The organism is Pseudomonas allokribbensis (assembly GCF_014863605.1).
GTDB lineage: Bacteria > Pseudomonadota > Gammaproteobacteria > Pseudomonadales > Pseudomonadaceae > Aquipseudomonas > Aquipseudomonas allokribbensis.
This window is the reverse complement of the sequence record NZ_CP062252.1, coordinates 3,605,826-3,630,938: the sequence shown is the minus strand read 5'-3', so window position 1 is coordinate 3,630,938 and position 25,113 is coordinate 3,605,826. Positions and strand designations below refer to the sequence as shown.

The window sequence follows — 25,113 nt, the reverse complement described above, 5'->3', positions numbered from 1 at the left end:
GCCGATGAATATCCCTAATCTGATTACCGTTCTCCGTGTCCTGCTCATCCCGATCTTCATTTTGCTGTTCTATCTGCCTTACCAGTGGAGTTATCTGGCCTCAAGTTCGGTCTTTGCCTTCGCAGCGGCAACGGACTGGCTGGATGGTTATCTGGCGCGACGCCTGGAGCAAAGCACTCCGTTTGGAGCGTTTCTGGATCCTGTCGCTGACAAACTGATGGTTGCTGTTGCACTGGTGTTGCTGGTGCAGGAACACGGCAACCTGTGGCTCACGTTGCCGGCGGCTGTCATCATCGGTCGCGAGATCGTCGTTTCGGCGTTGCGTGAGTGGATGGCCGAACTTGGTGCGCGGGCTCATGTGGCTGTATCGAACCTGGGCAAATGGAAAACCGCTGCGCAAATGCTTGCACTGGTGATCCTTCTGGCCAATCCCAAGGTTTTCAGCTTCTGGGTTTTCATCGGTTACACGTTGCTGATGGTTTCTGCAGGCCTGACCTTGTGGTCGATGGTTCAATACCTTCGGGCTGCCTGGCCGCATCTGAAGACCGATGTTGAAAAGAAATAAAACTTTTTTGAATCAAAGGGTTGACGGCGCTTCTGATTTCTATAGAATGCGCCACACCAAGCGGGAATAGCTCAGTTGGTAGAGCACGACCTTGCCAAGGTCGGGGTCGCGAGTTCGAGTCTCGTTTCCCGCTCCAAGTTTTACAGCGTTTGTTGTTGCGCTACTGACAGCAAATGTTTTTGAGGCCGAGTAGCAAAATGGTTATGCAGTGGATTGCAAATCCACCTACGCCGGTTCGATTCCGACCTCGGCCTCCACTATAAATAAGCTCCGTAGATCCATGATTTACGGAGCTTTTTTTTATTGCATTGTGCTGAAAGATTTAGTCTTTAAAACGGCCTTTGCCAACTTGCTTCACGGGGGAGTGATGTATATATTTCCCCCTCTGCTGTACGGGCAGCAATCTGTCAGGATTGTGAACCGGCATCAGGGCAACGCAGTACCGCGCTACCGCCCGAATGGCGAAACTGGTAGACGCATGGGACTTAAAATCCCCCGCTCGTAAGGGCGTGCCGGTTCGATTCCGGCTTCGGGCACCATCTTGAATCAAGGGTTTGCGGGCGAAAGCTGATGCAAACCCTTGTTTGTTTCTGGGTCGCAATTTTGACAGTGGTCCGCAATTCACTTCGTGGCATGACTTTTTGCCCTTGCGATTCCGAATGTACTGCTCGGTCATCACAACAGTAGTATGCACAAGTTGATCCTTGGCCTGCATGATATCACCACTCGATTCCGCTTTGTCGGTACCGGCCTTGGCGCTTAAGTCACGCATTTGGAACTCGGCCTTTTCGACTCCAGCGGCCTCCTGGGCCACATCAAACCGCCTCCGAAACATCGCCTCCGTGCCATCCTCTGTCACGATCAGCCGCGTCGAGCGGACCTTGTGCCCAGCTTTCTTGGCCATGATTCGATCAATCAAAACTTTCAGCTCACCAATTACCTCGATGCGCCTTTTGGCCTTCGTTTTCCCCTGAAGAACCCAGATCTGACTATCCCGGACGTCCCGCTCGTTCATCACGCGGTGTCTGTGACCCTTTGGCCGCTCAGGTAGCCCAGGTCCATTGCATCTTGCAACCCTGGGTCAGCGTTGTCGTAGACGCGTTTGAACAGTTCGTCTTCGATTTAGGTGGCTCGCCCAGCTTCTTTGTTGCCCTTGATGCCTGAGCAAGGGTTGGCAAGCGGGGTATAGCCTTTGTCCCGGGCGTAATTCCAGATCGCACTGAGCAGGGCTTTCTCACGGTTTGCGCAGACGGGGGCGGATCTTCGCCAGGTAAGGTACTGGCGCACGCGCAGGGGCTGGATTGTTTCCAGCGGATCCGGCGGAACGTCGAAGAGCGCCATCAAGTTCTTCAGCTCGCGGGCATTGTCTTTCTGGGTGCTTTTCGCCTTGGTGGGCACTACGTCGACCATGTACTTTTCTGCGACGTATCGGAACGTGACGACCTCGGCGACCAGGTCAGCGGCTGTCCGGTCACGCTCCTGCTTGGCGTATTCCATGATTGCCAGGCCTTAGTCGCTGCCCAGTGCGATCTCTTTGCGGTCCTTTCCTCCGGTGTCGTAGTAATAGTAGATGCGGCCGCTGGCCTTCTTGCGCTCTCTCAGCCGAGCTATGGAGCCTGGCTTGCTTGGTTTCGTCCCATCTCAACTGGCCTTTCTTGGCGGCCATACTGGTTTTCAGCTTCGTAGCTACCGACGGTTGTGACTGCCAGAGTTGTCACCGCTGGCCAGCCATTGCGTTTGATTGAGTGCCGGATTCCGTTTTACTTCAGGTTCAGGATCTGCCCTGCCTTGGTCCGCGCGCCGGTCATCTCGCAAACCTCTTCGTGCGATAAAAATTGAATGTTCATGAGCTTTCCTAGCCGCGCTCGGCGGCAGAAAGTGGTTATTCGGTAGTGATTAACTATTAGAGGAGTTCGGCGGGGACTTTGACCGTGGCGCCGAGCTTGGCGAAGACCACGGCGCGGAAAACTGCGATGGTTCGGGTTTCGCCGGGCTGGCGGTTGAATGGATCGTTCGTTGCGTCGGCCAGCCACAAGTTCCGGTGGCCGACATCGACCCAGACGCCGTACTTCTCGATCAGTTGCTCTGCGTCGGGCACGGCGAACAGATCCAGTTGGGCCGCGCCGGGCTGCTGCTCACCCTCGATCGCGTTGATTGCCCAATCCAGCACCGGGCCGGCCAGTTCCTCGGTGCGGACGTTGACCGGGCGGCTCATGGACGCCGGATTTTATAGCAGTAGACGTAGGTGAACCAGGCGAGGGCAATCATGGCGTCACCTCTGAGGCTTCTGGAATATCCTCGAACTTGTAAGTCTTAATGACGTGCTCTCCGACCCCGGAGACCTTGATGAATTTTGCCTCTTCAACCCAGGGGTACGCATCTGGCTCGCCGTGTTTGCCGCCGCCGCTCATCTCACAAAAGGCAAGAGCACGGCCATCGGGTAGGATGAAGGCCCTCACATCGACCTCGTAGTTGCGCCCCCAACTGTGGTGGCACCAAGAAGCGATGCCGCGAACTTCCTCAGGCTCATAACGCACTTCGTTGATGGCGTCGTCATGCTCGTTTTCGTCGAACAGGGTGTCGAGTACTTCGCCTGGTGCAGCGGACAGAAAAGCATTGTCGATATTTCTGTCCTACCCATCATCGGTGAACGTGTAGAAGTAGTCGAATTCAAGCCCCTTGCGCATGACGAGCAGCTTCGCCATCTGGCTTGCAGTGAGTGTGATCAGTGAGTGGTGGATTTTTGCATCGAGCATAAGGGGTCCTTGCCGCTATAGCGGCTGACTTTGAAGGGGGGAGGGGAAGCCGCAGGCGGCCAGAAGGCCGCCTGCGGTAAAACGTTTATACGAGTCACTTCGCTTCAGCAGAAAGACCAAACACCAAAATGGTGTGCGATAGCCGCAATGATTGAAGCGAAGACTATGCCGGAGAAAATGAGCTGATTGCTTTCTTCTTCCGGTTTGACGTTACAGCAACGACACACGCATTTACGTATCATCAAAGAGCACCTCTCTTACGTTCATTGAGTAATGGAATGATCCACACACTTATGTAATGAGACGCGAAAGGGCCCTATTTGGTGTTTTTCTTGTACCGTTCGTCGGGCCTGTGAGATTTATGAGGATATTTGCTCGCCGACTACTATCAGGTTTAACTTTTCCTGACGCAGCGCTTGCTGGACCGCCTCGACAACGCGGCGCAGATATGTGAATTCGTGGTTTCCTTGACAGCCTTGTCGCCGACGGGGTAGTGCCACTCATCATCGAAAAGTTCGGTCTGCAACTTGCAGTGATGCAAGCATTCGTTCGGTGACTCGACGCTGCGCAAAGCATTGATGTCGTGCCAAAGCTCACGGGCCTCATCCTTGCTCAGCTCATCCAGCTCATCCAGCTCCCAGTCGTGACGGCCGGTCTGTTGGCGGCGCCGTTGGACAATGCACTTTTTCGCGAGTTAATGGAGCGCTTTCCCGCTTTCCCGCTTTCCCGCGTGCTGCTGATCCAACGATCCAGGCAGTTCAGGACGTAGTCCCAGCCGCAGTCGGCGACAAAGTCCGCCACGTTGCACGGTCCCATGCCGCCCCAGTAGGCTCTCCAGCTTTTGTCCCGGCAGTTGATCGTGATCTTCCCTTGGGGGGGGCTCGTAGTTCGGATGGGCGTCCATAGGAACAGCGCGCTGGCCGAAGTCCTCGAGGAACACTGTGATCGAGTCAAGCCGCGGCGCGCCGGTGATCACCAGCTTCGTGACTGTCGAGCGCTCATCGGACGGTTTGTTTTCTGTGGGCACGAGGCGTCCTATGCCGGGGAATGCCCGAGCGATGGAAGTTGGCGAGGGATCAGCTACAGTTGAATGGTCATTCACAAGGAGTGCTGAAAATGACGTGTCTGATCTGCAGCTCGGAAGATAAACCATTGGGTTTCGGTGGCACTTTGGTAGAAAGGGACTGTTCGAAGTGCGGTCGTTATGGCGTCCAAACTGCGTTGATTGATCAAATGAAGGAGTTAGGCCAGCGATTTCACGTAGGCCGCACCAGGGGATATTTGGCTATGCGTATTGAAAGGGAAGAAAACCCTTGGATCACTCCGGTCGACATCAACAACCACAACCTACTCGACACCTAACTACGCCTGAGCGTCATAGGGGCGGGTCGGATGGATCAGATGCTTGCTGATAGGGCGAGAGTATCTTTGCCACCGCGTGCAATGCCGGCGTGTAGTTCGACCTTGCTTCCTGCGAGCATGCCGGCGATCTGGGCGTTCATATCCAATTCGACGCCCTTGCTTTTCCATGACTCTTTGATGTCTTTGGTGGTGAGCATTCGCTGATCAATGCCTTGTCCTGCGCCGGAATCAAGACGATGTCTCGTCCGGTGGCGGGCTGGCCGAGCGGATCATCATCGGTCTGAGGCACAAGCGCTTCCAGCTTCGACTGGACCTCCCATGCCCAAGCCAATGCAAAATGGTTGCCGGCGGTTTCGGGCGAGTAGTCATTGCGGCGTACTCCAGACCTGACAGCAGAGCATTACTCTTTGCGAGCCTAGGTGAGCTTAGTGTGCAGTGATTCATACGCATACAGGGCGATGTTCTGAGTAAGAGAAACGCCGACGAACGTCGCGCACTCGATCACCTGACCCTTTACAGAACTCCACTTTCTGCGGCGCAGGGTCGTGCAGTTGAATGCAGCCGCTACGGCGATGCTTAGCTGCTGATCCCATGGCCGCCGTTTGGCGCGGTACAGGTCCGACTCAACTTCGCCGACGTCGCTCAACTTCACGTCCATATCTGTCAGCTGATACTCACGCATCAATGCCTGAGGCTGGCGCAACGCCGTGGCAGCTTCGTTCTCGTTCTCGTTCTCGTTCTCGCTTTGCGCCAGTGCCAGGCAGTGTTTGATCTTGCGAATCGCTCGCTCGAGTTTCTTTTCGTCGAACTGTTGTGCGGACATGGGGAACCTCGCTTCTTAGGTTCAGCCCTTGAGGCGAGAGCATTAAACCCAAGATCAAAAAGTTATAGTGGCAAAAAAATGGCGTTCAGGCGAAAATTTCAGTGCAGGTCATAATAATTTGATTAAAAAGGATGTGAAGTGAGGGAGTATATTTTAATTGTAGTGGCGGTGTTTGTTCTGCTTATAACTGCTTACAGTATATATCAATTTGTTTGTGAGCGAAATGTTCCGGGTGTGACTGAGGAGATTCCTCCGATCAATAATGCTTTAATGGTTTGGATGGCCTTAGTAGTAGCGGCGGTCGTATTGTTGTCTTTCGTAATTCTTTATGGGAGGAAACTTAATTTTGAGAATAATATAGGTCAAATAGGTGATTTTTTTGGAGGGCTGATCAATCCCGTCCTAAGTTTTTTGGCACTATTGGTTTTGCTTAGAACGACGTTAATACAAACTGTCGAAGCCAGAAAGACGACCACTTTTATGGCCTCGCAGCAAAGCATTATGGAGGTGGAAAAATTTGAAAATACTTTTTTTCAGTTGCTTGATCGAGTAGAAAAATACTGCGAAGACCATTTTCGCGTTAAGCAGTCCGATAAGGCAGATGCGGTTACCAAAATTGCCGCTTTAGCAAAGTTGCTTCAGTCGCAGCGGAAGCGTCTTGACGATCTAGCATGGCGAGCTCAGTTGAGGGAGACAAAGTCGCACATTCGAACTCTGATCAAAGGTGATATTAGAAACGGTTTTTACTTGCGAACTGCAAGGGTTGTTCACTTAGTGCATGACGCTAACATCTCGTATGATTTAAAAAGTAGTTATATGAAGATCGCTAGAGATACGTTGATGCCAAATGAGAGGATTCTATTTTCAAGCATGTGTTTCGTTCGCGGAGGTAAAACAAGAGAGATTGTTCGAGAATGGGATTTCTCCTTTCTTAAACACCATGGATATGTCTCAAATCTTATGGCTGACTATTATCGAGGCTCGAAAAATGATTAATTGTAACCGTTGAGCTCGTTCAGATTGTGGCTCCCATGCTCGATTTTATGCTGCCGGGGCAGACCGAGCCGCAAGTGATCTCCATATGGGGATCCTCGCCGGCTGGCGTGATTTATCGATGTAGGTAAGAAGTAAAGTAATCAAGCAGAAAGTGGGTGTGATATGGCGCTGTTCCAAAGACTATTCCGAGCCAAGGTGCAAGAGCTGCGGACGATGTTCCTAGCAACTGGAGGGTTGGATCACAACGGCGAAAAAGGGAGTCTTCGAGAAACGTTCGTAAAAGAGTTAATACAGCTTTTTTTGCCAGTTCAATTTGGAGTTGGATCTGGCGTAATCATAGATCTCTGGGGTCGACAAAGTCCGCAAGTTGATATTTTAATATACGATAAGCGAACAATGCCACCGATTTTGGAAATCGATGGTCGTGGCATTTATCCTTTTGATTCGGTGTTGCGTGTGTTGGAAGTAAAAAGTACTGTTGATGATAGAGGTCTGAAGCAATTTTCAGAACTGCTTTGGAGTTTGAATCCCGGGAATGGAGTCGGTTTGAAAATGTCGCAAGCGGGCAAGCTCGAAAACGGAAAGATGTTCTATCCAGTTTGCTGTTTGTTTGGTTTTCAGTCGAGGTTGGCGACTTTGGCCGAAAGGTGTCGGGCGGATAAAAATATATCGCGCAGTTCAAACATCGTTTTCGTCGATGGGGTTGGATTGTATAGTCCAAAATTTCCAGAATTTATGAAGTTCGAAGATTATGATGTGGGGATTAGTATGTTCATAGGTTGGCTTTTAGAAAATATAGGTGAAACAGCTAATTCTAGAGCTGACTACAATCCTAAACCATGGCTGGCAACTGTTGGAAGTTGAAACTTCTCAGCACAATCATCAATCGCCGCAGAAGCAATCAATATCTTCTGCAAGATAGTCAAAATCGAAGTCGGTCTGCCGTGATCGTTGATCGGCAGACCAGCCCATCGTTTTGTAATCGGCGCGATCCTGTCGGACCACCTGGCCGAACCGCTCTTCAGTGCCTGACCACCAGATTACCCGCGACGGGTCATCCATGATGGTCTTGATCAACTTGCCTTCGTTCTTCTTCCTGCACAGGTCGCAGTTGCCGAAGTCTGAGTCCATGCCGAGGTCGAACGGCTGGTCCGCCCAGGAGGCACTGACATCCTCCTTGGTGATGCCGGCCGTGAAGGATGGGCAGACGTTGTCCCAGCGGGTGCCGCCGCGATCATTGGCGGCCATCATTCGGAGGTAGCGCTTCGGCTGGCCGTTTCGAAGTCCACCAGCTTGCATCAGGGCGCGTCATCCGGCTGGCCGTACACGCGGCACCACTCCATCCAGACGATGTTCACGTTCTAGCGTTTGGCGATCTGATCGATGAAAACCAGCGTTTCCTCGCGCTCCTTGCCGGTGTTCTGGAAGAACAGGTGAACGTCCGGCGGCAGAACTCCGCCATGCGCCTCGATGATTTTGTAGACCATGTGCCCGCTGGTGCGGCCACCGCTGATGCCGATCTGGGCCGGGCCCGTGATCAGGTAGGGATTCATAATTGCTCCAGACAGCTGGTTGCCTCGCCGGCTGGCGTGATTCGTATAAGTGGGGTATTTGTGTTCGGCCCGGCATGGAGCCGGTTCAGGGGGTGAAAATGGCATTCGATAAACGAACCCAGCGGTTCATCAATGGTCTCGATACGGCGAAGGCACAAGCTGCGGCAGACGGCATAGAGCTGACGCCGGAAGAGGTTGTGAAGGCTGCGATGAAAAGAGCTTTAGGATCGAAGACGGTGAAAAAGCGCAAGAAAAAGAAGGGCCGCGGCGGATCACCGTTTCTATCGGGTAGCTTCGAAAGCTCTTCCAGGTAGGCGTCGCCCTCCGTGACCGATGGTGGCAATTTGGTTTGGGTTGGGGTATTACGGGAGCCGGTATCTAGCTGGATAAATAGGAAGGCAATGAGTATTCGCAAAGCGATGATCGACAGTGCACCATTCGCAATCAGACTGGTGTGGGTGATTCTGTTGTGCGTTCCGGTGTCCTGGTTGCTTATGAGTTCCGCCGCTAAATCGGGAGTTTTAACAACTCCAGCAAGTGTGGCAGCTGCCGCTTGGATGCAGGCAATCGGTTCGATATTGGCTATCGCTGGAGCTGCTTTCTTTCCATATTTTCATGAAGCCAAGAAAGATCGAAATCGCAGTGAAAGACTGCGTCAAATTCTTCTTCTGCTCGCCAAAAATCAACAAGAACAACTCCGTCTGCTGCATAGCACGCTTTTCAACGCTGTCCATGATTTCGGCGAGGACACCATCAATCCATATCTCGGTAATCAATGGCAGATGAAGTGGCCACCGCATATTGAGGCACTGCGTTCAATTCAGATCACAGATCTTGATCCTGGTCAAGTTTACATGTTGACCGAAATGAAGGTGGGGGCTGACTTTGCTTGGTCTATTTGCTTGCGATTAAGCGACTGGAATGTCATTGGCGACAAGGAGCAAGTAGACATTCAACAAGTAAAGCATTATCTGACCATGACGAGCATCGCCGTTGCATTACTCGATCGGGGAGGGCGCGAAGGCGTTAGTTGAGCGGCCCGATAATTTCATCGCCCGGATCCCGCTTCAACTCAGCCGAGCTCTCATTCCGAAATATCCGCGCCACCTTTTCGCTTATCCGCACTTTGTGGCGCAGACTTTCCATCGCTTGGAACGACAGCGTCGGTCCAAGCGCATGAGCGTTCAAATCAGGTTCTGCACCACCTCGCTCATCTCCTCGATGCCGTTCCAGGCCATCAGTTCGTCAAGTTTCTGCCGGGTGCCGAGCCTGGCCCAATGCGGGCGCCACCCCCAACGAACCATGTCGGGCTGCAGGAACTTGGCCTTCCTGATGGAAGAGGGCAAGCTGAGCGGTCGGGGCGGCGTTGTACCGCTCGAGAGTCTGCCCGCCGGTTGAGTTGATCAGGGCGTTCGGCATGCTGAGCGCTGCCACGAAGTGGTGAATGCCGCTGTACTGGCTGTACTGGGAAAGTCGTCCGCACATTGCCAGATCCTCGCATGAGCTTTCAGCGTAGACCCGCTGGTGCCGGCTCTGTCACCAAACCTTTTCCGGCGCAGGTCTGGCAGTCATCTTGCGCGCCAAATCGATCGAGGCACACAGGGCAGGTGCAGAACGTCGCTGACTCCCAAATGGGAGTGAATCAGGTGAAATTGCGCCCCGGAAAACAGTCTCAAAGCCGCAGCCCGCCAGATTATGACGTAGTACTTAAAATCCCCCGCTCGTAAGGGCGTGCCGGTTCGATTCCGGCTTCGGGCACCATGAATATCAAGAGCCTGCATGAGATTTCTCATGCAGGCTCTTTTGTTTTTCCGTAATGGAAAAATCCCTCTCAGCCTTTCCCCTCGCAGCCAACACTTTTTCCTTTCTATTCCAGACGTACTATTCAGTGATTGCGAACGAAGTGAGCTAGTGTTTCTTTCTGGCTCAACCCTACACAGGACAATGATGATGAAGCGACTGCTGCTGAGTGTTTTGCTGATGCCTTACGCCGTTGCTCAAGCCGGCATCCCGTTACTGAATGCAACATGCCCTGGAAATATCGAGGTCCATGCTGACAAGGGCGGCCCGATCTATATCAACGGTAAAGAGGGGAAATTGAAGAAATTCAACGATAACGCCTTTGAAGCCAAAGGCAGCGGGGTGACCATCTCGTTGACGATCATGCCCGACGGCTCACCTGATGTTTCATACACCGGCAAGAACAAGGCCAATGGGGTTTGCCAGGTGAAAGAAACGAAGTGAGCCGGGTTGCTCCATGTCGGGGCTTGGGTCGCAAGGGCGTTTAGCGAACCGCAAAATGGGCCGATTCAATCGGCCCATTTTTTGTTCAGACGAATGCTTGCCCGGTAAACCCTCTAGGCAAGCGCTGTAGTCCGGCCATCGCGGTCAAGCGCTCGATCCACTCCGAGCGCCAGTCGGACGCCGTATGCGCAGCGCTGGAGTGACGAGCGGCGCGCCGAGCTGCATTGCGCTGATCTTTGCGCGCATCCTTGTACGCGTCGGTATTGCGACAGCTGCGGCACTTCACTCGGTTGAGTTCGTTGCTGGAGGAGAGGTTGTTACCCTTGTGACCACAGGCCAGATGCCCGTCGACTTTGAAGTGAATGACCATGAGACGCCTCCTTGGTGACGTGTAGAGGGTTTGACCTCTCACCACCAAGGACGTTCTTTTTTGCAGCATTGCGCCAATCAGCGGGTCACCTGAAGCGTGGCAGCGGCCGGTCGACAGGTTTGAGCGACGACAGGGTGCTGCGAATCAGCGGAGCATCCTTTTCGATGTCGTTCAAACGATCGCGAATGCGCAGGGCGGTCGGGTGCCCGCCTTGATGATCGACCCAGTCGGCGATCTCTTTGCAGGCCGCAGCGAGGCGCGCCTCCCGGGCATCGAGCAAGGTGAGGAGAGTGGTGATGGACTCTCTTTCGGACATGGAACACCTCCGTTCAGGAAACCGCTCTGAGGCAGCAAAAAGCCCGCGAAGCGCGAGCTCTCTGCCGTTGGGGCGCTGCTCCTTCAGCTGGTTTGAGTATAGACCCGTAAATGACAGCTATCAGCCGGAAGACTCACTGACAGTCACCCGCGAGCTGGCGGCGTTGAGTCGCAGGCATTCTCGCCGGGCGTCCTCTTCCAGATCGTAGCCATCCCCGATGAAGCCGCCGGTACGCGTGTCACTGATGCGGTACCAACCGGTGGCTTCGGCGGGTTCATGGAGACTTTCTCCAGCGCGGCGACCGTGAATGATGATCTTGTTGCAACGCTTCACGACGAATATGTCTTCCATGGCGTCACCGCAGTTGATTCGTGTCAGATCAACTATAGAAGGCCTGACAAATCGTGCAAAAAATAGGCAGGTCAGTTCGTCGGTTGAAGTACCCAGCCAGAGCGGTGCCAGTTCAGATGGTGAGTCGGATTCAATGCCTTGAGGAAATTCCGGTCGTGTGAAACCGCGACTATAGCTCCCGGAAATGTCTGCAAGGCCTGTTCGAAAGCTTCCACCGAGGGCAGATCCAGATGATTGGTCGGCTCGTCCAGCAACAACAGTTGCGCGGGGTCCGCTCTCCACAATGCCAGCGCCAGTGCGGCTTTCAGGCGTTCGCCACCGCTCAATGAGGCGCAACATCCCGTGGCGCGGCTCGCATCCAGTTGCAAGTGGGCGAGATAGCTGCGCAGGGTGCTCTCGGTCAGCGCAGCCCCCTGCATCATCAGCTGTTCGGTGATGGAACGGTGATCGTCCAGTAGGGCCAATTGCTGATCAAGAAACGCGAATGGCACGTGAGTCGCGGCGACCCCGTCGACAGGCGCAAGCTGCCCGGCGAGCACCTTCAGCAGGGTTGTTTTCCCGCAACCGTTGGGGCCGCTGACAGCGATCCGCATCGGGCCGTGGATCGTGAGATTCAGCCGGCTCGTCAGTGCATCGTTCGGCAACCATGGCAGCCGAGCGTCAATCAGCGTGCAAATCTGACGGTTGTTCGGCACCGCGCTCCCCGGCAAGTTGATAAGCACGCTGTCCTCGGGTTGCACCTTGGCGTAAGCCTCCCGCACCTGGGCATCGAGTGCGGACTTGCGGGCCTGATGTCCCAGACGGACATGCCCCATGATTTCCCGGGCGGCGCCCTTTATCGCCACGTATTCGAAACTGGCAATGTTGGCGGTTTCGGCGTTGCGTCTCGAGTTGGCGGCGTGGCGCTGTATCGTGTCATGTTCACGCCGTAATCGAAGGCGCTCGCGCTGACGTTCGCTTCTGGCTTGGTCAAGGCGCGCTTGGGCCGCTGCTTGATGAATTCGCTGATGCTCGCGGAATGCCGAGTAATTACCGCCGAATTCGATAGCCCCAGACGCGCCCAACTCGACGATCCGCTGCATCCGGTCGAGCAATTGCCGATCATGGCTGACGACGATCAACCCGGTGTGCCAGCGCTCCAGTGAATTCATCAGCCATTGCCGTCCCGATGAATCCAGATGGTTAGTCGGCTCATCAAGAACCAGCAACGGGGCTTGACTCAAAAACGCGCCGATCAGTGCGACTCGTGCTTGCTGACCGCCACTGAGTTGTTCGGTCAAGTCAGTGAATGCGACCTCGGCCAGCCCGGCGTCATCGAGCAAGCGCCGCAAGCGCTCCGCCAAATCCCATTGTTCGCCAATGAGGTCGAAATCCTCGACTGATCCACAGCCCCGGTTCATTCGCTCCAGAGCCTGAAGAATGGAGGCGCTGCCGGTGGTCTCGGCGACCGTCTCGCCGGGCGCCGCAACACAGGTTTGCGCCACGTAGGTTGTTGTCACGGCGCGCGTCACGCTGCCGGTGGTGGGTTGCCATTGTCCGGCGATCAGGCGCGCTAGTACGCTTTTGCCAACACCGTTGCGTCCAACGATGGCGGTCGGCGTGTGATCAAACTTCAAATTGAGTGCATCGAAAATCATCTCGCCGTTGGCGAACTGGAAACCCAGCTGATTCAGGGAGACGAGGGCAGGCGTACGCGAGACGTGAGTCATCGGCACCTCCAAAAAATGTCGGGAACACTGACAGGCGCCTTTGAAGGCGTGTCGCGATTACATTTTTGAAGGCTTAGTTGTTCACTTTCTGCGGTCGTCCTTTGGTGGGGAAGTTCGTTAGCCTAGTCGAGACGTCCGACGGCTTCAAGCCATGTCAGACATGCGTTCAAGGAACAGCGCCAAGGCGACTTCTTCTTTGCGCAGACCTTTGCGGATCCGTGGTTTTGGCAGCTCGGCCAGTGCGCCCAGCATGAAATGCTCCACCACGGCCGGATGGATATAACATTTGCGGCACACCGCCGGTGTGTTGCCCAGTTGTCGCGCCACACCCTTGACCATCTCCACCACATGCCGCTTGGCTTCGGCTTCCGATTCCCATTGCAACTCCCGTAACACCGCCAGGGCGAGGGCGCTACCGGCCCAGGTCCGGTAGTCCTTGGCGGTGAAGTCCGCACCGGTCAGAGTTTGCAGGTAGGTGTTGACGTCTGAAGAGCTGACGGTGTGCCGCTCGCCATGTTCATCCAGATACTGGAACAGATTCTGCCCCGGGATTTCCAGGCAGCGCTTGATGATCCGCGCCAGGCGTCGGTCCTTTACCGTGATCTGATGTTCGACACCGCTTTTGCCGCGAAACTGGAACAGGATCGCGCTGCCGTTGACCTCGACATGTCGGCTGCGCAGGGTGGTCAGTCCGTACGACCGGTTGTCCCGTGCGTATTGCGTATTGCCGACGCGGATCAGCGTGGCATCGAGCAGTGTGATCACCGTGGCCATGACTTTGTCGCGACTGAACCTAGGTGCCGCCAACAGTGTTTCCAGCTGTTTGCGGAGTTTTGGTAGCGCCATGCCGAACTCGCGCAGTCGCGAGTATTTGTCGGCATCACGGACCTCGCGCCAGCGCGGGTGATAACGGTACTGTTTGCGCCCGCGAGCATCGCGACCGGTGGCTTGCAGGTGGCCGCGAGGGTCTGCGCAGATCCAGACATCGGTGTAAGCCGGCGGCACGGCCAGCGCGTTGATGCGTTTGATTTCGTCAGGATCACTGATGCGCTGACCAGCTGTGTCGAAGTAGCAGAACTTGCCGCGCAGCTTTTTGCGGGTGAGCCCGGGCTGGGTGTCATCGACGTAATGCAGGTCCGAAGGCAACACATCGGTCAGCGCGGTATCGGGCATGGCGGGAATCCTTGGCGGCAATCAGGCTGTTACAGCGATTGACCGCATGCCATGACAGTCGTGCCGACCGATTCAAGCCAGAACCGCGACAGCCTTGATCTGTGCCCACAATTGTTGACCCGCATGCACGCCCAACTGGTCCCGCGAATACCGGGTGATTCTTGCCAGCAGAGGCGTGCCGCCCGCATCAAGGCGGATCAGCACATGAGCGGCATTGTCGGCAGGCATTTCGCTGGCCACCGTGACCGGCAGGCGATTGAGGATGCTGCTGTGCTCAGTGTTTTGCAGGGTCAGGCTGATATCGCGAGCCTGCACTTTGCAGCGCAGCGTCTGACCGACTTCCATGGGGGAGTGGGTCACACGAATGCTCAGTAACGTGTCGGGCAATTGCAGGCAGAGCAATTGGTAGTTGTGATCGTAGGAGATAACCTGCCCCTCGATCACCACTCCGGCGTCATCGCCCATTGCCAGTGGCAGATCCAGGCGAGCGAGGGTTTCGCCGATCGGACCGCTGGCCAGCGCTTTGCCGTTGTCGAGCAGCACCAGGTGGTCGGCCAGGCGCGCGACTTCGTCCTGGGCATGACTGACATACAGAACCGGGATATCGAGTTCGTCGTGCAGCCGTTGCAGGTAAGGCAGGATTTCGCTTTTGCGCTGACTGTCGAGGGCCGCGAGCGGCTCGTCCATCAGCAACAGTTTCGGACTGGTCAAGAGCGCCCGAGCGATGCCGACACGCTGACGTTCACCACCGGATAAATGCTGCGGATGACGCTCCAGTAAATGGCCGATTCCCAACAGTTCGGTGGCCTGTGCCATGTCGACCCGGCGTTGACTCCTGGCAATCCGCTTGAGGCCGAATTGCAGATTGGCCAGCACCGAGAGGTGCGGAAACAGGCTCGCTTCCTGAAAGACATAGCCGAGCGCACGTTTGTGCGGCGGGACGAAAATGCCTTTCTCGCTGTCCTGCCAGATTTCGTCGTTGATTTGCACAAAGGCGTGCGAAGCCCGTTCCAGTCCGGCAATGCAACGCAGGCAGGTGGTCTTGCCTGAGCCAGATTGTCCGAACAATGCGGTCACGCCACGACCGGGCAGGTGCAGGTCAACATCCAGGCCGAAGCCGGAGTAAGCGAGTTTCAAGCGTGCTTCAATCATCGATCAACTCCAGCCTGCGCGCGACTTGCGGCTGGAATAGAGCGCCAGCAACACCAGAAACGAAAACACCAGCATCGCACCGGCGAGCCAATGTGCTTGTGAGTATTCCATGGCTTCGACGTGGTCGTAGATTTGTACCGAGACCACCCGGGTCTTGTCGGGAATATTGCCGCCGATCATCAGTACAACGCCGAATTCGCCGACGGTATGGGCGAAACCCAGGATCGCCGCCGTAATGAAACCGGGACGTGCGAGCGGCAGGATGACGCTGAAAAAAGTGTCCCATGGATTGGCGCGCAAGGTGGCCGCCACTTCCAGGGGGCGAGTGCCGATGGCGGAAAAAGCGTTTTGCAACGGCTGCACCACAAAGGGCATGGAATAGAGCACCGAGCCGATGACCAGTCCGGTGAAACTGAACGTCAGTGTGCCGAGCCCCAGCCACTGGGTGAAATGCCCAAGAAAGCCATTAGGCCCGAGTGCGAGCAACAGATAAAAACCGATGACGGTCGGCGGCAGCACCAGGGGCAGGGCGACAATCGCCCCGATGGGGCCGCGCAGCCAGGACTGGCTGCGCGACAGCCACAGGGCAATCGGAGTGCCGATGACCAGCAGGATCGCGGTGGTCAGGGACGCCAGTTTCAGGGTCAGCCAGATCGCCGCGAAATCGGCACTCGTCAGCGACATTTACAGCTGATAACCGTAGGACTTGATCACCGCAGCGGCTTTTGGGCCTTTGAGGTATTCAACCAGCGCCTTGGCAGCGGCGTTGTCCTTGCCTTTGTTCAGGATGACGGCGTCCTGTTTGATCGGGTCGTGCATGCTCGCCGGAACGATCCACGCCGAGCCGCTGCTGACCTTGCCGTCCTTGTAGATCTGCGAGAGAGCAACGAAGCCCAGTTCAGCGTTGCCGGTGGAAACGAACTGATAAGCCTGAGTGATGTTCTGGCCTTCGACGATTTTGGCTTTGGTTGCATCAGTCAATTTCAGCTTTTCCAGCACCTGGGTGGCAGCCAGGCCGTAAGGCGCAGCTTTCGGGTTGGCGATGGAAAGGTGTTGGTATTCGTTTTTCTTCAGAACGTCGCCTTTGGCGTCGACATAACCTTCTTTGGCCGACCATAGCGCCAGGGTGCCGATGGCGTAGGTGAAGCGCGAGCCCTTGACGGTGTCGCCTTCTTTTTCCAGTTTCTCAGGGGTGGTGTCGTCAGCCGAGAGGAACACTTCGAACGGCGCGCCGTTCTTGATCTGGGTGTAGAACTGCCCGGTGGCGCCATAGGCCGCGACCAGTTTGTGCCCGGTGTCTTTTTCGAAATCGGCGGCGATCGCCTGGATCGGTGCAGTGAAGTTGGCCGCGACGGCGACTTGCACTTCGTCGGCCTGAGCGGCGCCGATGGCGAATACCGCGAGCAGGGCAGGGGCAAAACGTGAGGCACGAATGGTCATGTAACAGCTCCGTTGTTGGCAAGTGCAGTGGGCAGTTATTGTTGGAGGGGTAGACTGCGCCGATGCGAGGGGGTGAATCGCTATATAGCTGAATATATAGCGAAATACCTCTAAACGGAAAGTGCTGGTTTCAGGCAGGCAGGTGAGGGCATGAAATCCCTCAGTCTGCCGTGCTTTTTTACCGAGCCAGTTTCGCGAGCGCTCCTTCGGCCAGTTGCCGAGTCAATTCAGCACTGCTCAACTCCTTGCCCAACGTAAACGCCTGACCGGCCCAGAGATTGCTGAAGTCAGCCTCATCCTTGGCGCGCAATGGCATCAGGGCACCGCCGGCCAAAGGAAACGCCGGCGCTTTGTCCGACATCGGCCCCACTTCACGCATCACTCGATTCAGAATTCCCCGTGCCGGGCGCCCGGTAAACAGGTTGGTGATAGCGGTCTCACTGTCTTTCGCCGTGCGCAGCGCCTTGTGATGAGAGGCACTGACTTTGGCCTCTGGTGTAAACAGATAAGCCGTTCCGACCTGAGCAGCAGATGCACCGAGCATGAACGCCGCTGCAACGCCTCGTGCATCGGCGATCGCACCGGCAGCAATCACCGGCACTTTGACCGCGTCGACGATTTGCGGAACGAGGGCAAAGGTTCCGACCTGGCTGCTCAGGTCATCGCTGAGGAACATGCCCCGATGGCCTCCGGCTTCGTAGCCCATGGCGATGATCGCGTCACAACCGTTCTGTTCCAGCCAGATGGCTTCATCGACGTTGGTGGCCGAAGACAGGATTTTCGCACCGGTGGCCTTGACCCGGTTCAGCAGGGACTTTTCCGGCAGGCCGAAGTGGAAACTCACCACCTCAGGGCGAAACTCTTCCAGCACTTCGCAAGCCGCCACATCAAACGGCGCTCGGTTGGATACCGGCGTCGGCGCATCGAAGTCGGCACCCAGTTCGCGGTAGTAGGGCTCCAGCAGATTCTTCCAGTCCCGCGCCCGCTGTTCATCGGCGGCCGGTGGCTGGTGGCAGAAGAAGTTGACGTTGAAAGGTTTGTCAGTGCCCTGGCGGATGGCCTTCAGTTCTTCGCGCAATTGCTCGATGCTCAACATCGCTGCCGGCATTGATCCCAAACCGCCCGCGTTGCACACGGCAATGACCATCGACGAGTTGGTGGCACCGGCCATCGGGCCCTGGATGATCGGCAATTCGATGCCGAGCAGGTCAAGAATGCGCGTATCTGGCCATTGGTTCATGGAAAAGACTCCGAAGGACAAAGCAGGGCAGGGAAGCTGAAGCCGGTTTTTTTACCAGCAAAACCGGGTGCAGGGCCAGCCGAGATTTGTAGCCTCGCGGGATTCGGGTCAGCGTCGATGAAGTCCACCGCCCCCTCCGCCGAATGAATGGTTCATGAACTGCGAAGAGTTGTGGAAGTTGTTCAGACGCTGATTGCCAACGTTACGCGCCGCGGAGTCGCGATTGAGGTTCTGTAACTGAGCATTGTTGTTGGCCGGTGCGCGGGTTGCGCCCCCCTTGACCATCGACTGCCAGCCGTCATCGGTTTTCTTGTAGACGTTGCCGTCATGCCCGGCGTAAACATTGTCGCCAACCCGCGCGGCGCCGCTGTTGCGTCCGTGAATCCCGCCGTATTGCGTGGTATTGCCGGTGTTCGGGTTGTAAACGGCGCCACGATTGGCCGTTACCTGAGTGCCATTGCGAGCGTTGCCTGCCGTCACCCGGCCCCCGGCAATCGCACCGCCGTTCGGCCCGACCACTTCACCGCTGCGGCCAGTTGCATAGTTGCCGGTGTAGACATTGTGTACCGCCCCACGCTGGCCAGCGGTCGCAATCCCGGTCCGTGAGTTGTAGGAGGAACCGACCTGGCCAGCCCAGCGGTTGCCGGTCCAGGCGTTGTAGCCTGCGCCATAGCGGCTGACGGTCGCCCGATCACCCCATTGCCGGTAGATGTTGCCGGTAGTACCGGCCCAGCCGCCCGGGCCCCAGGCCACGGCGCCACCGTGATAACCGTAGGCTGCGCCGCCCCAGGCCAATGGCGCCGGATACAGGTGCGGCCCCCACGCGTAACCCCATCCGTAATTGCCCCACCATGGATAGGCGCCCCAGCCCCAGCCCATGGCGGCAGTGCTGCCGCCCCAGCTCCAGCCGAACCCGAAGCCGAAGGTCCAGCCAGTCCACGGCGTGTAGCGAATGGCGACGCCAAAGCCGTAAGTCACCGGAGGTCCATACCAGACGCTGCCAACCCATGGCGTGTACGGATAGCCGGTGCCGTAGACCACAACGCCGGTCGCCGGATCCAGCGTCGAGCCCTGATAGCCCGGGGTATAGCCGACGACGACCGTGTCACCACTGGACTCATAGACTTTGACGTAAGTGAGGTAGTGCATCGGCGAGTTCGGCGGAATCGAATAAATCACCGCTGGCACTGAGCTGGCGACGGTCCATGGCCCGGTCACTGCCGTGGCGACGAACCAGATGCCGTTCTCCACGGCGTACCAACTGTTGTTGTCGACCCGGATGATCGGCGTGGCGCTGTTGATCACATATTGAAGCGGGGTCCCGCTGATGGCTTTGAGTTGAGGCTCACCGTCAAATTGTGGCGCCGTCATTTTTACCGCGCTTTTCTTGATTGCCGACGTCTGCGGAATGGTGGCGGCAATGGCTGCTTCCTTGGCCTGTGGCGTCCCGGCGACCGAGGCTTTGACGTTTTCTTTCGGACTGTCGTCGGGGATGTTGGCGAAGTCTGCTGGCAGTTTGTCCGCCGGGGTAAATGTCCACGGGCCGTTCATGTCACCGGCGCGGAACCAGCGGCCGGAGATCAGCACATAACTGTTCTGGTCGCCGATTTCCTTGAAGATGTGCCCGGTGGTGTTGCTGACATACAGCAATTGCGTTCCCTGGATCGGCTGCCACTGTGGCGCACCGTCGGTGACGATCAGTTCGGTCGGGGTCGTGGCCACGAAGATCTTTGGCTGCGGCGGTTTGGCCAGGCTCGGCACTTTGTCCTTCGGATCGCTTTGCCCGGTGAGCAGATCCACCTGCCGGCTCTCGATCGCCGCTTTCTTGGCTTTCTCCAGATCCGCTGGAGGCGATGAGAGCAGGGCGTAGGGCCCCGTCAATTGATCGGCAACCATCCAGCCATCGAACACATGCAGATAATGTTTGCCCTGGGCGTCCTTGAGCAGCAGAGGACGGGTGTTGATCACCCGTTGCAATCCGGTGCCGTCGACCTGGCGATACGCAGCCTCACCGTCGATATAGACAAGCAAGGCCGGCACGTCCGAGCTGAGGATGGTCGGTGGCGTGTTTTCCAGGGGCGCGGTGTCGGCTTTCTGTTCGGCGGTCAGTACGCCAACGGCGGCCTCCAATTGATCGAGTGAAATGGTTTTCTTGCGCTTGGCCGCATCGTTTTGCAGTGTCGTGATCCACATCTCTGCCTGGCTGGCGTCTGCGGGGAAATCGGCCTTGATGATTTTGTACTGGTCGAGCATGACCCAGCGAGTGGTCTTGTCGACCAGCGTGTGAGCGCTGAACTGGACGATGCCATAAGTCGACTTGCCGGCAGCATCGGTTGCTTCTACGGCGGCGCGGGCCTGCAAGGTGTAGCCGTCCCAGCTGTCGAGCTGTGGCTGATACACGGTGAGTTTTGACTTGCCGCTGGTGATGACTTGCGGCCATGTCGGCTCAACGGCAGTGGCGTCTGCCGTCTTGGCCGCAGGCGCCGCCCAAGCGGTATTGAATGCCAACAGACAGAGCATCAGCCAGGCAAGAAAAGGGCGGGCGCGGGACATTGTCAGCTCCATCGACAAGGGCTTCTCGGGGATAAGTGGAAGCCGTCGAAAGAGCATAGCCGGCCGATCCGGAATCATCCGGCGGTTTCAGCGATTGGCGGAAGGTCGAGTGGGGCAAAATGTTGCATTGTGCTATTTGAATGCCACGAGATCCTGAATTCATTTCCTGAGAGGCAATCATGTTCAACGGCATTCTGATCGACAAAGACGACAGCGGTTATCGCGCCAGCTTGCAGAAAATCGACGAGCAGCAGTTGCCTGAAGGCGATGTGACGGTGCAAGTCGCGTACAGCACGCTCAACTTCAAGGACGGGCTGGCGATTACCGGCAGCAGCCCGGTGGTGCGCAAATTTCCGATGGTGCCGGGGATCGATCTGGCGGGTACGGTCGAAGTCAGTTCGCATCCCGACTATAAGACTGGCGATCAGGTGCTGCTCAACGGTTGGGGCGTGGGTGAAAATCACTGGGGCGGTCTGGCCCAGAAAGCCCGACTCAACGGCGACTGGCTGATTCCACTGCCCAAGGCGTTTTCCGCCGCGCAAGCCATGGCCATTGGCACGGCGGGCTACACGGCGATGCTGTGCATCATGGCGCTGGAGCGTAATGGCGTGACGCCGGAGCAGGGCGAAGTATTGGTTACCGGTGCCAATGGTGGGGTCGGCAGCTTTGCAATCGCCTTGTTGCACAAGCTTGGCTATCGCGTGGTGGCATCTACCGGCCGGGTGTCGGAGCATGAGTATCTGCAGCAATTGGGCGCCAGCGAAATCATTGATCGTGCGACCTTGTCCGGGCCCGGCAAGCCACTGGCGAAGGAGCGTTGGGCGGCGGTCATCGATTCGGTCGGCAGCCACACATTGGCCAACGCCTGCGCCAGCACCCGCGCCGAGGGCACTGTCGCGGCGTGCGGTCTGGCTCAGGGCATGGATTTCCCGGCGTCGGTGGCGCCTTTCATCTTGCGTGGTGTGACGCTGGCCGGAATCAACAGCGTGACCCAGCCCAAAGCGCGTCGAATCGAGGCCTGGGAACGTCTGGCCAAGGATCTGGATTTTTCCCTGTTGCCGCTGATCAGCCACGAAATCGGTCTCAGCGAAGCCATCGAAGCGGCCCCGAAGTTGCTCGCCGGGCAGCTGCGCGGACGGGTTGTCGTGGATGTTAATCGCTGACACATTAAGCGCCATCGCGGACCTGCCGGGCCGCACTTCAAAAAAGGGAGTGGCACTTCGATGGATCTACAACAACAGCACGTTGAGTCGTTCACGGTCTCAGGCTTGCGCGTTCGAACCACCAACGCCGCAGAACACAAGGCCGAAACCGCGAAAATCGGCCCGATGTGGGGGCAATTCTTCGGCAAGAACCTGGCGGAGGTCATTCCCGGCAAGTTGACCGAGTCGCCGATTTACGGGGTGTACTCGGCCTATGAATCGGATGCTTCGGGGGCATTCGATGTGACGGCGGGTGTTGCCGTCGTCAATCCGCAGACGGATTTCGAAACCATTCGGATCGAAAGCGGTGAGTATCTGGTGTTCCAGGGACATGGCGCATTGCCCGATGCGGTCATTGCCACTTGGGGCCGGATCTGGAAACACTTCGAAGCCAATCCGCAGATTCAGCGACGTTACGCCACTGACTTCGAGGCCTATTTCGGCCCCGAGTCAGTGTCGATTTACATCGGCATCCGCTAAGGCTGCGTTTCCCGGGACAACAACTCACGCTTGCGCTCCACGCCCCAGCGATAGCCCGAAAGGTTGCCGTCGCTGCGGACCACGCGATGGCAAGGGATCGCCACCGCGAGGCTGTTGGCGCCGCAGGCCTGGGCAACGGCCCGAACCGCTTTGGGCGAGCCGATGCGCTGGGCGATGTCGGCATAACTGGCGGTGCTGCCAACCGGTATTTCGCGCAGCGCCTGCCAGACCCGTTCCTGAAACGCGGTGCCCCGTACATCCAGTGGCAGATCGAGACCGATGGCCGGTGCTTCGATGAAGCCGACGACGTGGGCGATCAGTTGTTCGAACTCGGCGTCGGCTCCGATCAGGTTGGCCCGGCGAAATTGATCCTGCAGGTCGCAGACCAGTTGATGGGGATCGTCTCCCAACAGAATCGCGCAAATTCCTCGATCACTCTGTGCCACCAGAATGGCGCCGAGCGAGCATTGGCCGACCGCAAAACGAATGTCGTTGTTTTGCCCGGCGGCCCGGAAGTCGCCGGGTTTCATGCCCAGCAACTGGTCGGCGGCTTCATAGAAACGGCTGTTGGAGTTGAAGCCGGCGTCGTACAACGCGTCGGTTACCGAGTCGCCATCCGCCAACCGTTGCCGCACTCTGCGTGAGCGGTGCGCGGCGGCGTACCCTTTGGGCGTCAGGCCGGTGGCGGCTTTGAATACCCGATGGAAATGGAATGAGCTCAGGCCGGCGGCATCCGCCAGTTCGTTGAGCGCTGGCAGGGTTTCGGCGGTTTCGATCTGTCGGCACGCAGCGGCTACCGTTGCGGCATGTTGCGCGGCCACGTCGCTTTGATCCTTGCTCGCCCGTTTGCTGGGGCGATAACCCGCTGCCTCGGCCTCTTCGGCGGTGTCGAAGAATTCGACATTCTGCGGCTTAGGCAAACGCGCCAGGCTGCTAGGACGGCAATAGATGCCAGTGGTTTTCACTGCGTAGACAAATTGACCGTCCGCCCGTGGGTCGCGGGCGACGACGGCGGACCAGCGTGGATCGTCTTCAATGTTCAGCGGGGTCGAAAGCGTTTTCATGATGGAGAGTCCGTTGACCTGTTGAATTTCAGGTTAACCAGTGCCGCCAACCGTAACACTCCGGCCCTTGCGGTCAAACTTTGCGCGGTTATCCGGCGGTGCGAAACGTCAGGTTGAAACGCTGTTCGCCCAACTGCGGATGCCGGCCGTACTTGACCGGCAGGACGCCGTGGTAGCGCAGCCGATCAACGCCACCCCAGATCACCATGTCGCCGTGCAGCAGTGGAATGCGCTGGCTCCTGTCGCTGCCGGCGAAACCACCGAACAGGAACATCGCGGGCAAACCCAATGACAGAGAAACGATCGGTGCAGTGTAGGAATGTTCGTCCTTGTCCTGATGCAAAGACATTTTCGCGCCGGGGACATAACGGTTGATCAGGCAGGAGTCCGGTATGAAATCGGAAAATCCGACTTGCTTCGCCGCTGTCTGCGCCAGGTCGCGAAAGACTTCGGGCATCTCCGGCCAAGACTGGTGGCTGAGAGGGTCATCGACCGAGTAACGGTAACCGCTGCGGTCGGTGATCCAGCCAAGCGCTCCGCAACTGCTGGTGGCTACTGACATGCTGAAGCCGCCGGGTGTCATCATGTGTCGCAACGGGGCGCGTTCGATGACCGATTTCAGAGCCGGCAATAATTGTTCGATACGGGGAAGGGCGAAGCCGCGCAGCACCCAGGATTGTTCGCCGATCTGCTCAGCGCGTCGGGGCTGCTCGGATTCGGTGTCGGCGAACAGATCGAAGTGGGTGTGCATGATGGTCAGGTAGCGTCGTGAAAAATGATGCCCAGAGTATGCCGTTTTCCGCTGTGCAGGCGGCTGACGCCATGGCGCATGGTGACCCGATAGTCGCCGCGCACGCCTTTGACCGGGCGTTGGTTGACGGCAAAGATCAGCGCGTCGCCTTTCTTCAGGTCCATCACCAGTGGGCGAGACTGCATTCTCGGGCGTTGTTCGGTCAGGACGAACTCACCGCCGCTGAAGTCCTCGCCAGGTTCTGACAGAAGAATCGCGACTTGCAGCGGGAAGACGTGTTCGCCGTACAGGTCCTGATGCAAACAGTTGTAGTCCTGTGGGCCGTATTGCAGCAAGAGCGGGGTTGGCCGCAGTTGACCGGCGGCATGACAGCGCGCAAGAAACTCGCTGTGCAGGGGTGGAAAACGTTGCGGCAAGCCCATTCGTTCATGCCAGCGATTGGCCAGGGGAACAAGGCGCGGATAAAGCGCATTGCGCAGGCGCTCCACCAATGGAGGCAACGGGTAGCGCAGATACTTGTATTCGCCGCGACCGAAACCGTGGCGGGCCATGATCACCTGTGAGCGGAACGGTTCGCTTTGCGGGTACAGCGCACTCAGGCGATCACAGGTTTGCGGGCGCAACAGCGAACGGATGATGGCGCAGCCGTCCTGATCCAGCTGTTGTTCCAGTGCGACCCAGTCGAGCGCGTCGAGGGGAGAGTCGGGTGACATCGGCATACTGATTCCTTGGCTTGCGTCCAGGTGATCAGTCTAGGCAGCCCGCCAGGCCGGAACACTCCGGCGCTTGCGGTCGAATTGTCACCCGCGTCTTACAACGCCTTGCTGACGCTGATGTCGCTGATCACGTCTTCGCTCTGGCCGTGCAGGGCATCCAGCGCAGCCTTGGCTTCTTCCGGCGTGCCGTTTTCCAGCTGGGCGAATTCGAAGCGGCGCTCGCCGTTCAGTTTGTACTTGATGACGTATTTGGTCGTTTGGGCCACGGTCATGCTTACCTGATTGCGTTGAAGGAGC

The 25,113-nt window shown here is 57.1% G+C and carries 31 protein-coding genes, 3 tRNA genes and 2 pseudogenes; 12 read left to right on the top strand and 24 right to left on the bottom strand.

What is annotated here, in order from left to right:
• Positions 1-4 precede the first annotated feature (4 nt).
• The 4 genes from pgsA to IF199_RS16490 all read left to right on the top strand — a co-directional run bounded on the left by pgsA (position 5) and on the right by IF199_RS16490 (position 1,104).
• Positions 5-565 carry a CDP-diacylglycerol--glycerol-3-phosphate 3-phosphatidyltransferase gene (pgsA, locus tag IF199_RS16505; RefSeq protein WP_085730785.1) on the top strand — a complete coding sequence of 187 codons (561 nt, stop codon included), beginning with the start codon at positions 5-7 and terminating at the stop codon, positions 563-565.
• A gap of 60 nt (positions 566-625) precedes the next feature.
• Positions 626-701: transfer RNA gene (locus IF199_RS16500), tRNA-Gly, on the top strand.
• 47 nt (positions 702-748) lie between these two features.
• Positions 749-822: transfer RNA gene (locus tag IF199_RS16495), tRNA-Cys, on the top strand.
• A gap of 195 nt (positions 823-1,017) precedes the next feature.
• A tRNA-Leu gene (locus tag IF199_RS16490) sits at positions 1,018-1,104 on the top strand.
• A gap of 98 nt (positions 1,105-1,202) precedes the next feature.
• Here the strand turns inward: IF199_RS16490 and IF199_RS16485 are convergent.
• From IF199_RS16485 to IF199_RS30730, 5 genes and pseudogenes are all read right to left on the bottom strand, one after another.
• Positions 1,203-2,176: pseudogene (locus IF199_RS16485) on the bottom strand (tyrosine-type recombinase/integrase); the annotation flags it as partial.
• A gap of 292 nt (positions 2,177-2,468) precedes the next feature.
• The gene (locus IF199_RS16480) at positions 2,469-2,780 is read right to left on the bottom strand and encodes a hypothetical protein (RefSeq protein ID WP_192558123.1); all 312 of its coding nucleotides are present in this window, start codon (positions 2,778-2,780) and stop codon (positions 2,469-2,471) included.
• A 49-nt stretch (positions 2,781-2,829) separates the two neighbouring features.
• Entirely contained in the window at positions 2,830-3,102 is a 273-nt protein-coding gene (locus IF199_RS16475) for a hypothetical protein (RefSeq protein ID WP_192558122.1), read from the bottom strand.
• A 96-nt stretch (positions 3,103-3,198) separates the two neighbouring features.
• A complete protein-coding gene (locus IF199_RS30470; RefSeq protein WP_279612873.1) occupies positions 3,199-3,321 on the bottom strand; it encodes a hypothetical protein in 123 nt (40 codons plus the stop codon).
• Between the two features lie 612 nt (positions 3,322-3,933).
• Complete coding sequence (locus IF199_RS30730) at positions 3,934-4,275, bottom strand: phiTE_072 family protein (RefSeq protein ID WP_482082702.1); 342 nt, start codon at positions 4,273-4,275, stop codon at positions 3,934-3,936.
• A gap of 162 nt (positions 4,276-4,437) precedes the next feature.
• Here IF199_RS30730 and IF199_RS16470 point away from each other — a divergent pair, with 162 nt between their 5' ends.
• Positions 4,438-4,683: a hypothetical protein gene (locus IF199_RS16470; RefSeq protein WP_192558121.1), complete on the top strand. Its 246-nt coding sequence runs from the start codon at positions 4,438-4,440 to the stop codon at positions 4,681-4,683.
• Positions 4,684-4,718: 35 nt separating this feature from the next.
• Here the strand turns inward: IF199_RS16470 and IF199_RS30505 are convergent, their stop codons facing one another.
• Together IF199_RS30505 and IF199_RS30500 are read right to left on the bottom strand one after the other, a co-directional pair.
• A complete protein-coding gene (locus IF199_RS30505) occupies positions 4,719-4,880 on the bottom strand; it encodes a hypothetical protein (RefSeq protein WP_341807550.1) in 162 nt (53 codons plus the stop codon).
• Between the two features lie 218 nt (positions 4,881-5,098).
• Positions 5,099-5,506, bottom strand: coding sequence for a DUF2786 domain-containing protein (locus tag IF199_RS30500; protein ID WP_341807549.1), 408 nt, complete (start codon positions 5,504-5,506; stop codon positions 5,099-5,101).
• 138 nt (positions 5,507-5,644) lie between these two features.
• On the opposite strand from IF199_RS30500, the gene IF199_RS16460 reads away from it, so the two are divergent.
• Both IF199_RS16460 and IF199_RS16455 read left to right on the top strand, forming a co-directional pair.
• The gene (locus IF199_RS16460; protein ID WP_192558120.1) at positions 5,645-6,502 is read left to right on the top strand and encodes a hypothetical protein; all 858 of its coding nucleotides are present in this window, start codon (positions 5,645-5,647) and stop codon (positions 6,500-6,502) included.
• A gap of 162 nt (positions 6,503-6,664) precedes the next feature.
• Positions 6,665-7,366, top strand: a complete 702-nt coding sequence (locus tag IF199_RS16455; RefSeq protein ID WP_192558119.1) for a DUF6602 domain-containing protein — start codon at positions 6,665-6,667, stop codon at positions 7,364-7,366.
• An 18-nt stretch (positions 7,367-7,384) separates the two neighbouring features.
• Here the strand turns inward: IF199_RS16455 and IF199_RS30405 are convergent, their stop codons facing one another.
• Positions 7,385-7,801: a hypothetical protein gene (locus IF199_RS30405; RefSeq protein ID WP_244142394.1), complete on the bottom strand. Its 417-nt coding sequence runs from the start codon at positions 7,799-7,801 to the stop codon at positions 7,385-7,387.
• A 62-nt stretch (positions 7,802-7,863) separates the two neighbouring features.
• The gene (locus IF199_RS30400; RefSeq protein ID WP_244142393.1) at positions 7,864-8,055 is read right to left on the bottom strand and encodes a hypothetical protein; all 192 of its coding nucleotides are present in this window, start codon (positions 8,053-8,055) and stop codon (positions 7,864-7,866) included.
• A gap of 98 nt (positions 8,056-8,153) precedes the next feature.
• On the opposite strand from IF199_RS30400, the gene IF199_RS16445 reads away from it, so the two are divergent.
• Both IF199_RS16445 and IF199_RS16440 read left to right on the top strand, forming a co-directional pair.
• Entirely contained in the window at positions 8,154-8,369 is a 216-nt protein-coding gene (locus IF199_RS16445; protein WP_192558118.1) for a hypothetical protein, read from the top strand.
• A gap of 87 nt (positions 8,370-8,456) precedes the next feature.
• The gene (locus tag IF199_RS16440; protein WP_192558117.1) at positions 8,457-9,089 is read left to right on the top strand and encodes a hypothetical protein; all 633 of its coding nucleotides are present in this window, start codon (positions 8,457-8,459) and stop codon (positions 9,087-9,089) included.
• Between the two features lie 234 nt (positions 9,090-9,323).
• On the opposite strand, the pseudogene IF199_RS16430 reads toward IF199_RS16440, so the two are convergent.
• Positions 9,324-9,540: pseudogene (locus tag IF199_RS16430) on the bottom strand (SOS response-associated peptidase family protein); the annotation flags it as partial.
• Between the two features lie 465 nt (positions 9,541-10,005).
• Between IF199_RS16430 and IF199_RS16425 the strand changes: the two are divergent.
• Positions 10,006-10,299, top strand: a complete 294-nt coding sequence (locus IF199_RS16425) for a hypothetical protein (protein ID WP_192560960.1) — start codon at positions 10,006-10,008, stop codon at positions 10,297-10,299.
• A gap of 85 nt (positions 10,300-10,384) precedes the next feature.
• Here IF199_RS16425 and IF199_RS16420 read toward each other — a convergent pair whose 3' ends face one another.
• From IF199_RS16420 to IF199_RS16375, 10 genes are all read right to left on the bottom strand, one after another.
• The gene (locus IF199_RS16420) at positions 10,385-10,669 is read right to left on the bottom strand and encodes a hypothetical protein (protein ID WP_192558116.1); all 285 of its coding nucleotides are present in this window, start codon (positions 10,667-10,669) and stop codon (positions 10,385-10,387) included.
• Between the two features lie 85 nt (positions 10,670-10,754).
• The gene (locus IF199_RS16415; protein WP_085730787.1) at positions 10,755-10,985 is read right to left on the bottom strand and encodes a hypothetical protein; all 231 of its coding nucleotides are present in this window, start codon (positions 10,983-10,985) and stop codon (positions 10,755-10,757) included.
• 120 nt (positions 10,986-11,105) lie between these two features.
• Positions 11,106-11,336: a hypothetical protein gene (locus IF199_RS16410; RefSeq protein WP_096821557.1), complete on the bottom strand. Its 231-nt coding sequence runs from the start codon at positions 11,334-11,336 to the stop codon at positions 11,106-11,108.
• Positions 11,337-11,407: 71 nt separating this feature from the next.
• Positions 11,408-13,045: an ABC-F family ATP-binding cassette domain-containing protein gene (locus IF199_RS16405; RefSeq protein ID WP_192558115.1), complete on the bottom strand. Its 1,638-nt coding sequence runs from the start codon at positions 13,043-13,045 to the stop codon at positions 11,408-11,410.
• A gap of 144 nt (positions 13,046-13,189) precedes the next feature.
• A complete protein-coding gene (locus tag IF199_RS16400) occupies positions 13,190-14,218 on the bottom strand; it encodes a DNA topoisomerase IB (RefSeq protein ID WP_192558114.1) in 1,029 nt (342 codons plus the stop codon).
• Between the two features lie 72 nt (positions 14,219-14,290).
• Positions 14,291-15,370, bottom strand: a complete 1,080-nt coding sequence (gene modC / locus IF199_RS16395; RefSeq protein ID WP_192558113.1) for a molybdenum ABC transporter ATP-binding protein — start codon at positions 15,368-15,370, stop codon at positions 14,291-14,293.
• Between the two features lie 3 nt (positions 15,371-15,373).
• Complete coding sequence (gene modB, locus IF199_RS16390) at positions 15,374-16,054, bottom strand: molybdate ABC transporter permease subunit (protein ID WP_096821551.1); 681 nt, start codon at positions 16,052-16,054, stop codon at positions 15,374-15,376.
• Positions 16,055-16,810: a molybdate ABC transporter substrate-binding protein gene (gene modA, locus IF199_RS16385; RefSeq protein WP_096821549.1), complete on the bottom strand. Its 756-nt coding sequence runs from the start codon at positions 16,808-16,810 to the stop codon at positions 16,055-16,057.
• Between the two features lie 178 nt (positions 16,811-16,988).
• Positions 16,989-18,050, bottom strand: coding sequence for an NAD(P)H-dependent flavin oxidoreductase (locus IF199_RS16380; RefSeq protein ID WP_102622242.1), 1,062 nt, complete (start codon positions 18,048-18,050; stop codon positions 16,989-16,991).
• Between the two features lie 108 nt (positions 18,051-18,158).
• Complete coding sequence (locus tag IF199_RS16375) at positions 18,159-20,603, bottom strand: autotransporter (protein WP_192558112.1); 2,445 nt, start codon at positions 20,601-20,603, stop codon at positions 18,159-18,161.
• 179 nt (positions 20,604-20,782) lie between these two features.
• Here IF199_RS16375 and acuI point away from each other — a divergent pair, with 179 nt between their 5' ends.
• Positions 20,783-21,766, top strand: a complete 984-nt coding sequence (gene acuI, locus IF199_RS16370) for an acrylyl-CoA reductase (NADPH) (RefSeq protein WP_192558111.1) — start codon at positions 20,783-20,785, stop codon at positions 21,764-21,766.
• A 60-nt stretch (positions 21,767-21,826) separates the two neighbouring features.
• Positions 21,827-22,285 carry a GyrI-like domain-containing protein gene (locus tag IF199_RS16365; protein ID WP_192558110.1) on the top strand — a complete coding sequence of 153 codons (459 nt, stop codon included), beginning with the start codon at positions 21,827-21,829 and terminating at the stop codon, positions 22,283-22,285.
• On the opposite strand, the gene ada is transcribed toward IF199_RS16365, so the two are convergent.
• From ada to IF199_RS16345, 4 genes are all read right to left on the bottom strand, one after another.
• Positions 22,282-23,349, bottom strand: coding sequence for a bifunctional DNA-binding transcriptional regulator/O6-methylguanine-DNA methyltransferase Ada (gene ada / locus IF199_RS16360; RefSeq protein WP_096821541.1), 1,068 nt, complete (start codon positions 23,347-23,349; stop codon positions 22,282-22,284). The genes IF199_RS16365 and ada overlap by 4 nt on opposite strands.
• Before the next feature lie 88 nt (positions 23,350-23,437).
• Entirely contained in the window at positions 23,438-24,100 is a 663-nt protein-coding gene (gene alkB, locus IF199_RS16355; protein WP_192558109.1) for a DNA oxidative demethylase AlkB, read from the bottom strand.
• Positions 24,101-24,105: 5 nt separating this feature from the next.
• Positions 24,106-24,819, bottom strand: a complete 714-nt coding sequence (locus IF199_RS16350; RefSeq protein WP_425220322.1) for a 2OG-Fe(II) oxygenase — start codon at positions 24,817-24,819, stop codon at positions 24,106-24,108.
• A 92-nt stretch (positions 24,820-24,911) separates the two neighbouring features.
• Positions 24,912-25,088 carry a hypothetical protein gene (locus IF199_RS16345; RefSeq protein ID WP_169430549.1) on the bottom strand — a complete coding sequence of 59 codons (177 nt, stop codon included), beginning with the start codon at positions 25,086-25,088 and terminating at the stop codon, positions 24,912-24,914.
• Positions 25,089-25,113 lie beyond the last annotated feature (25 nt).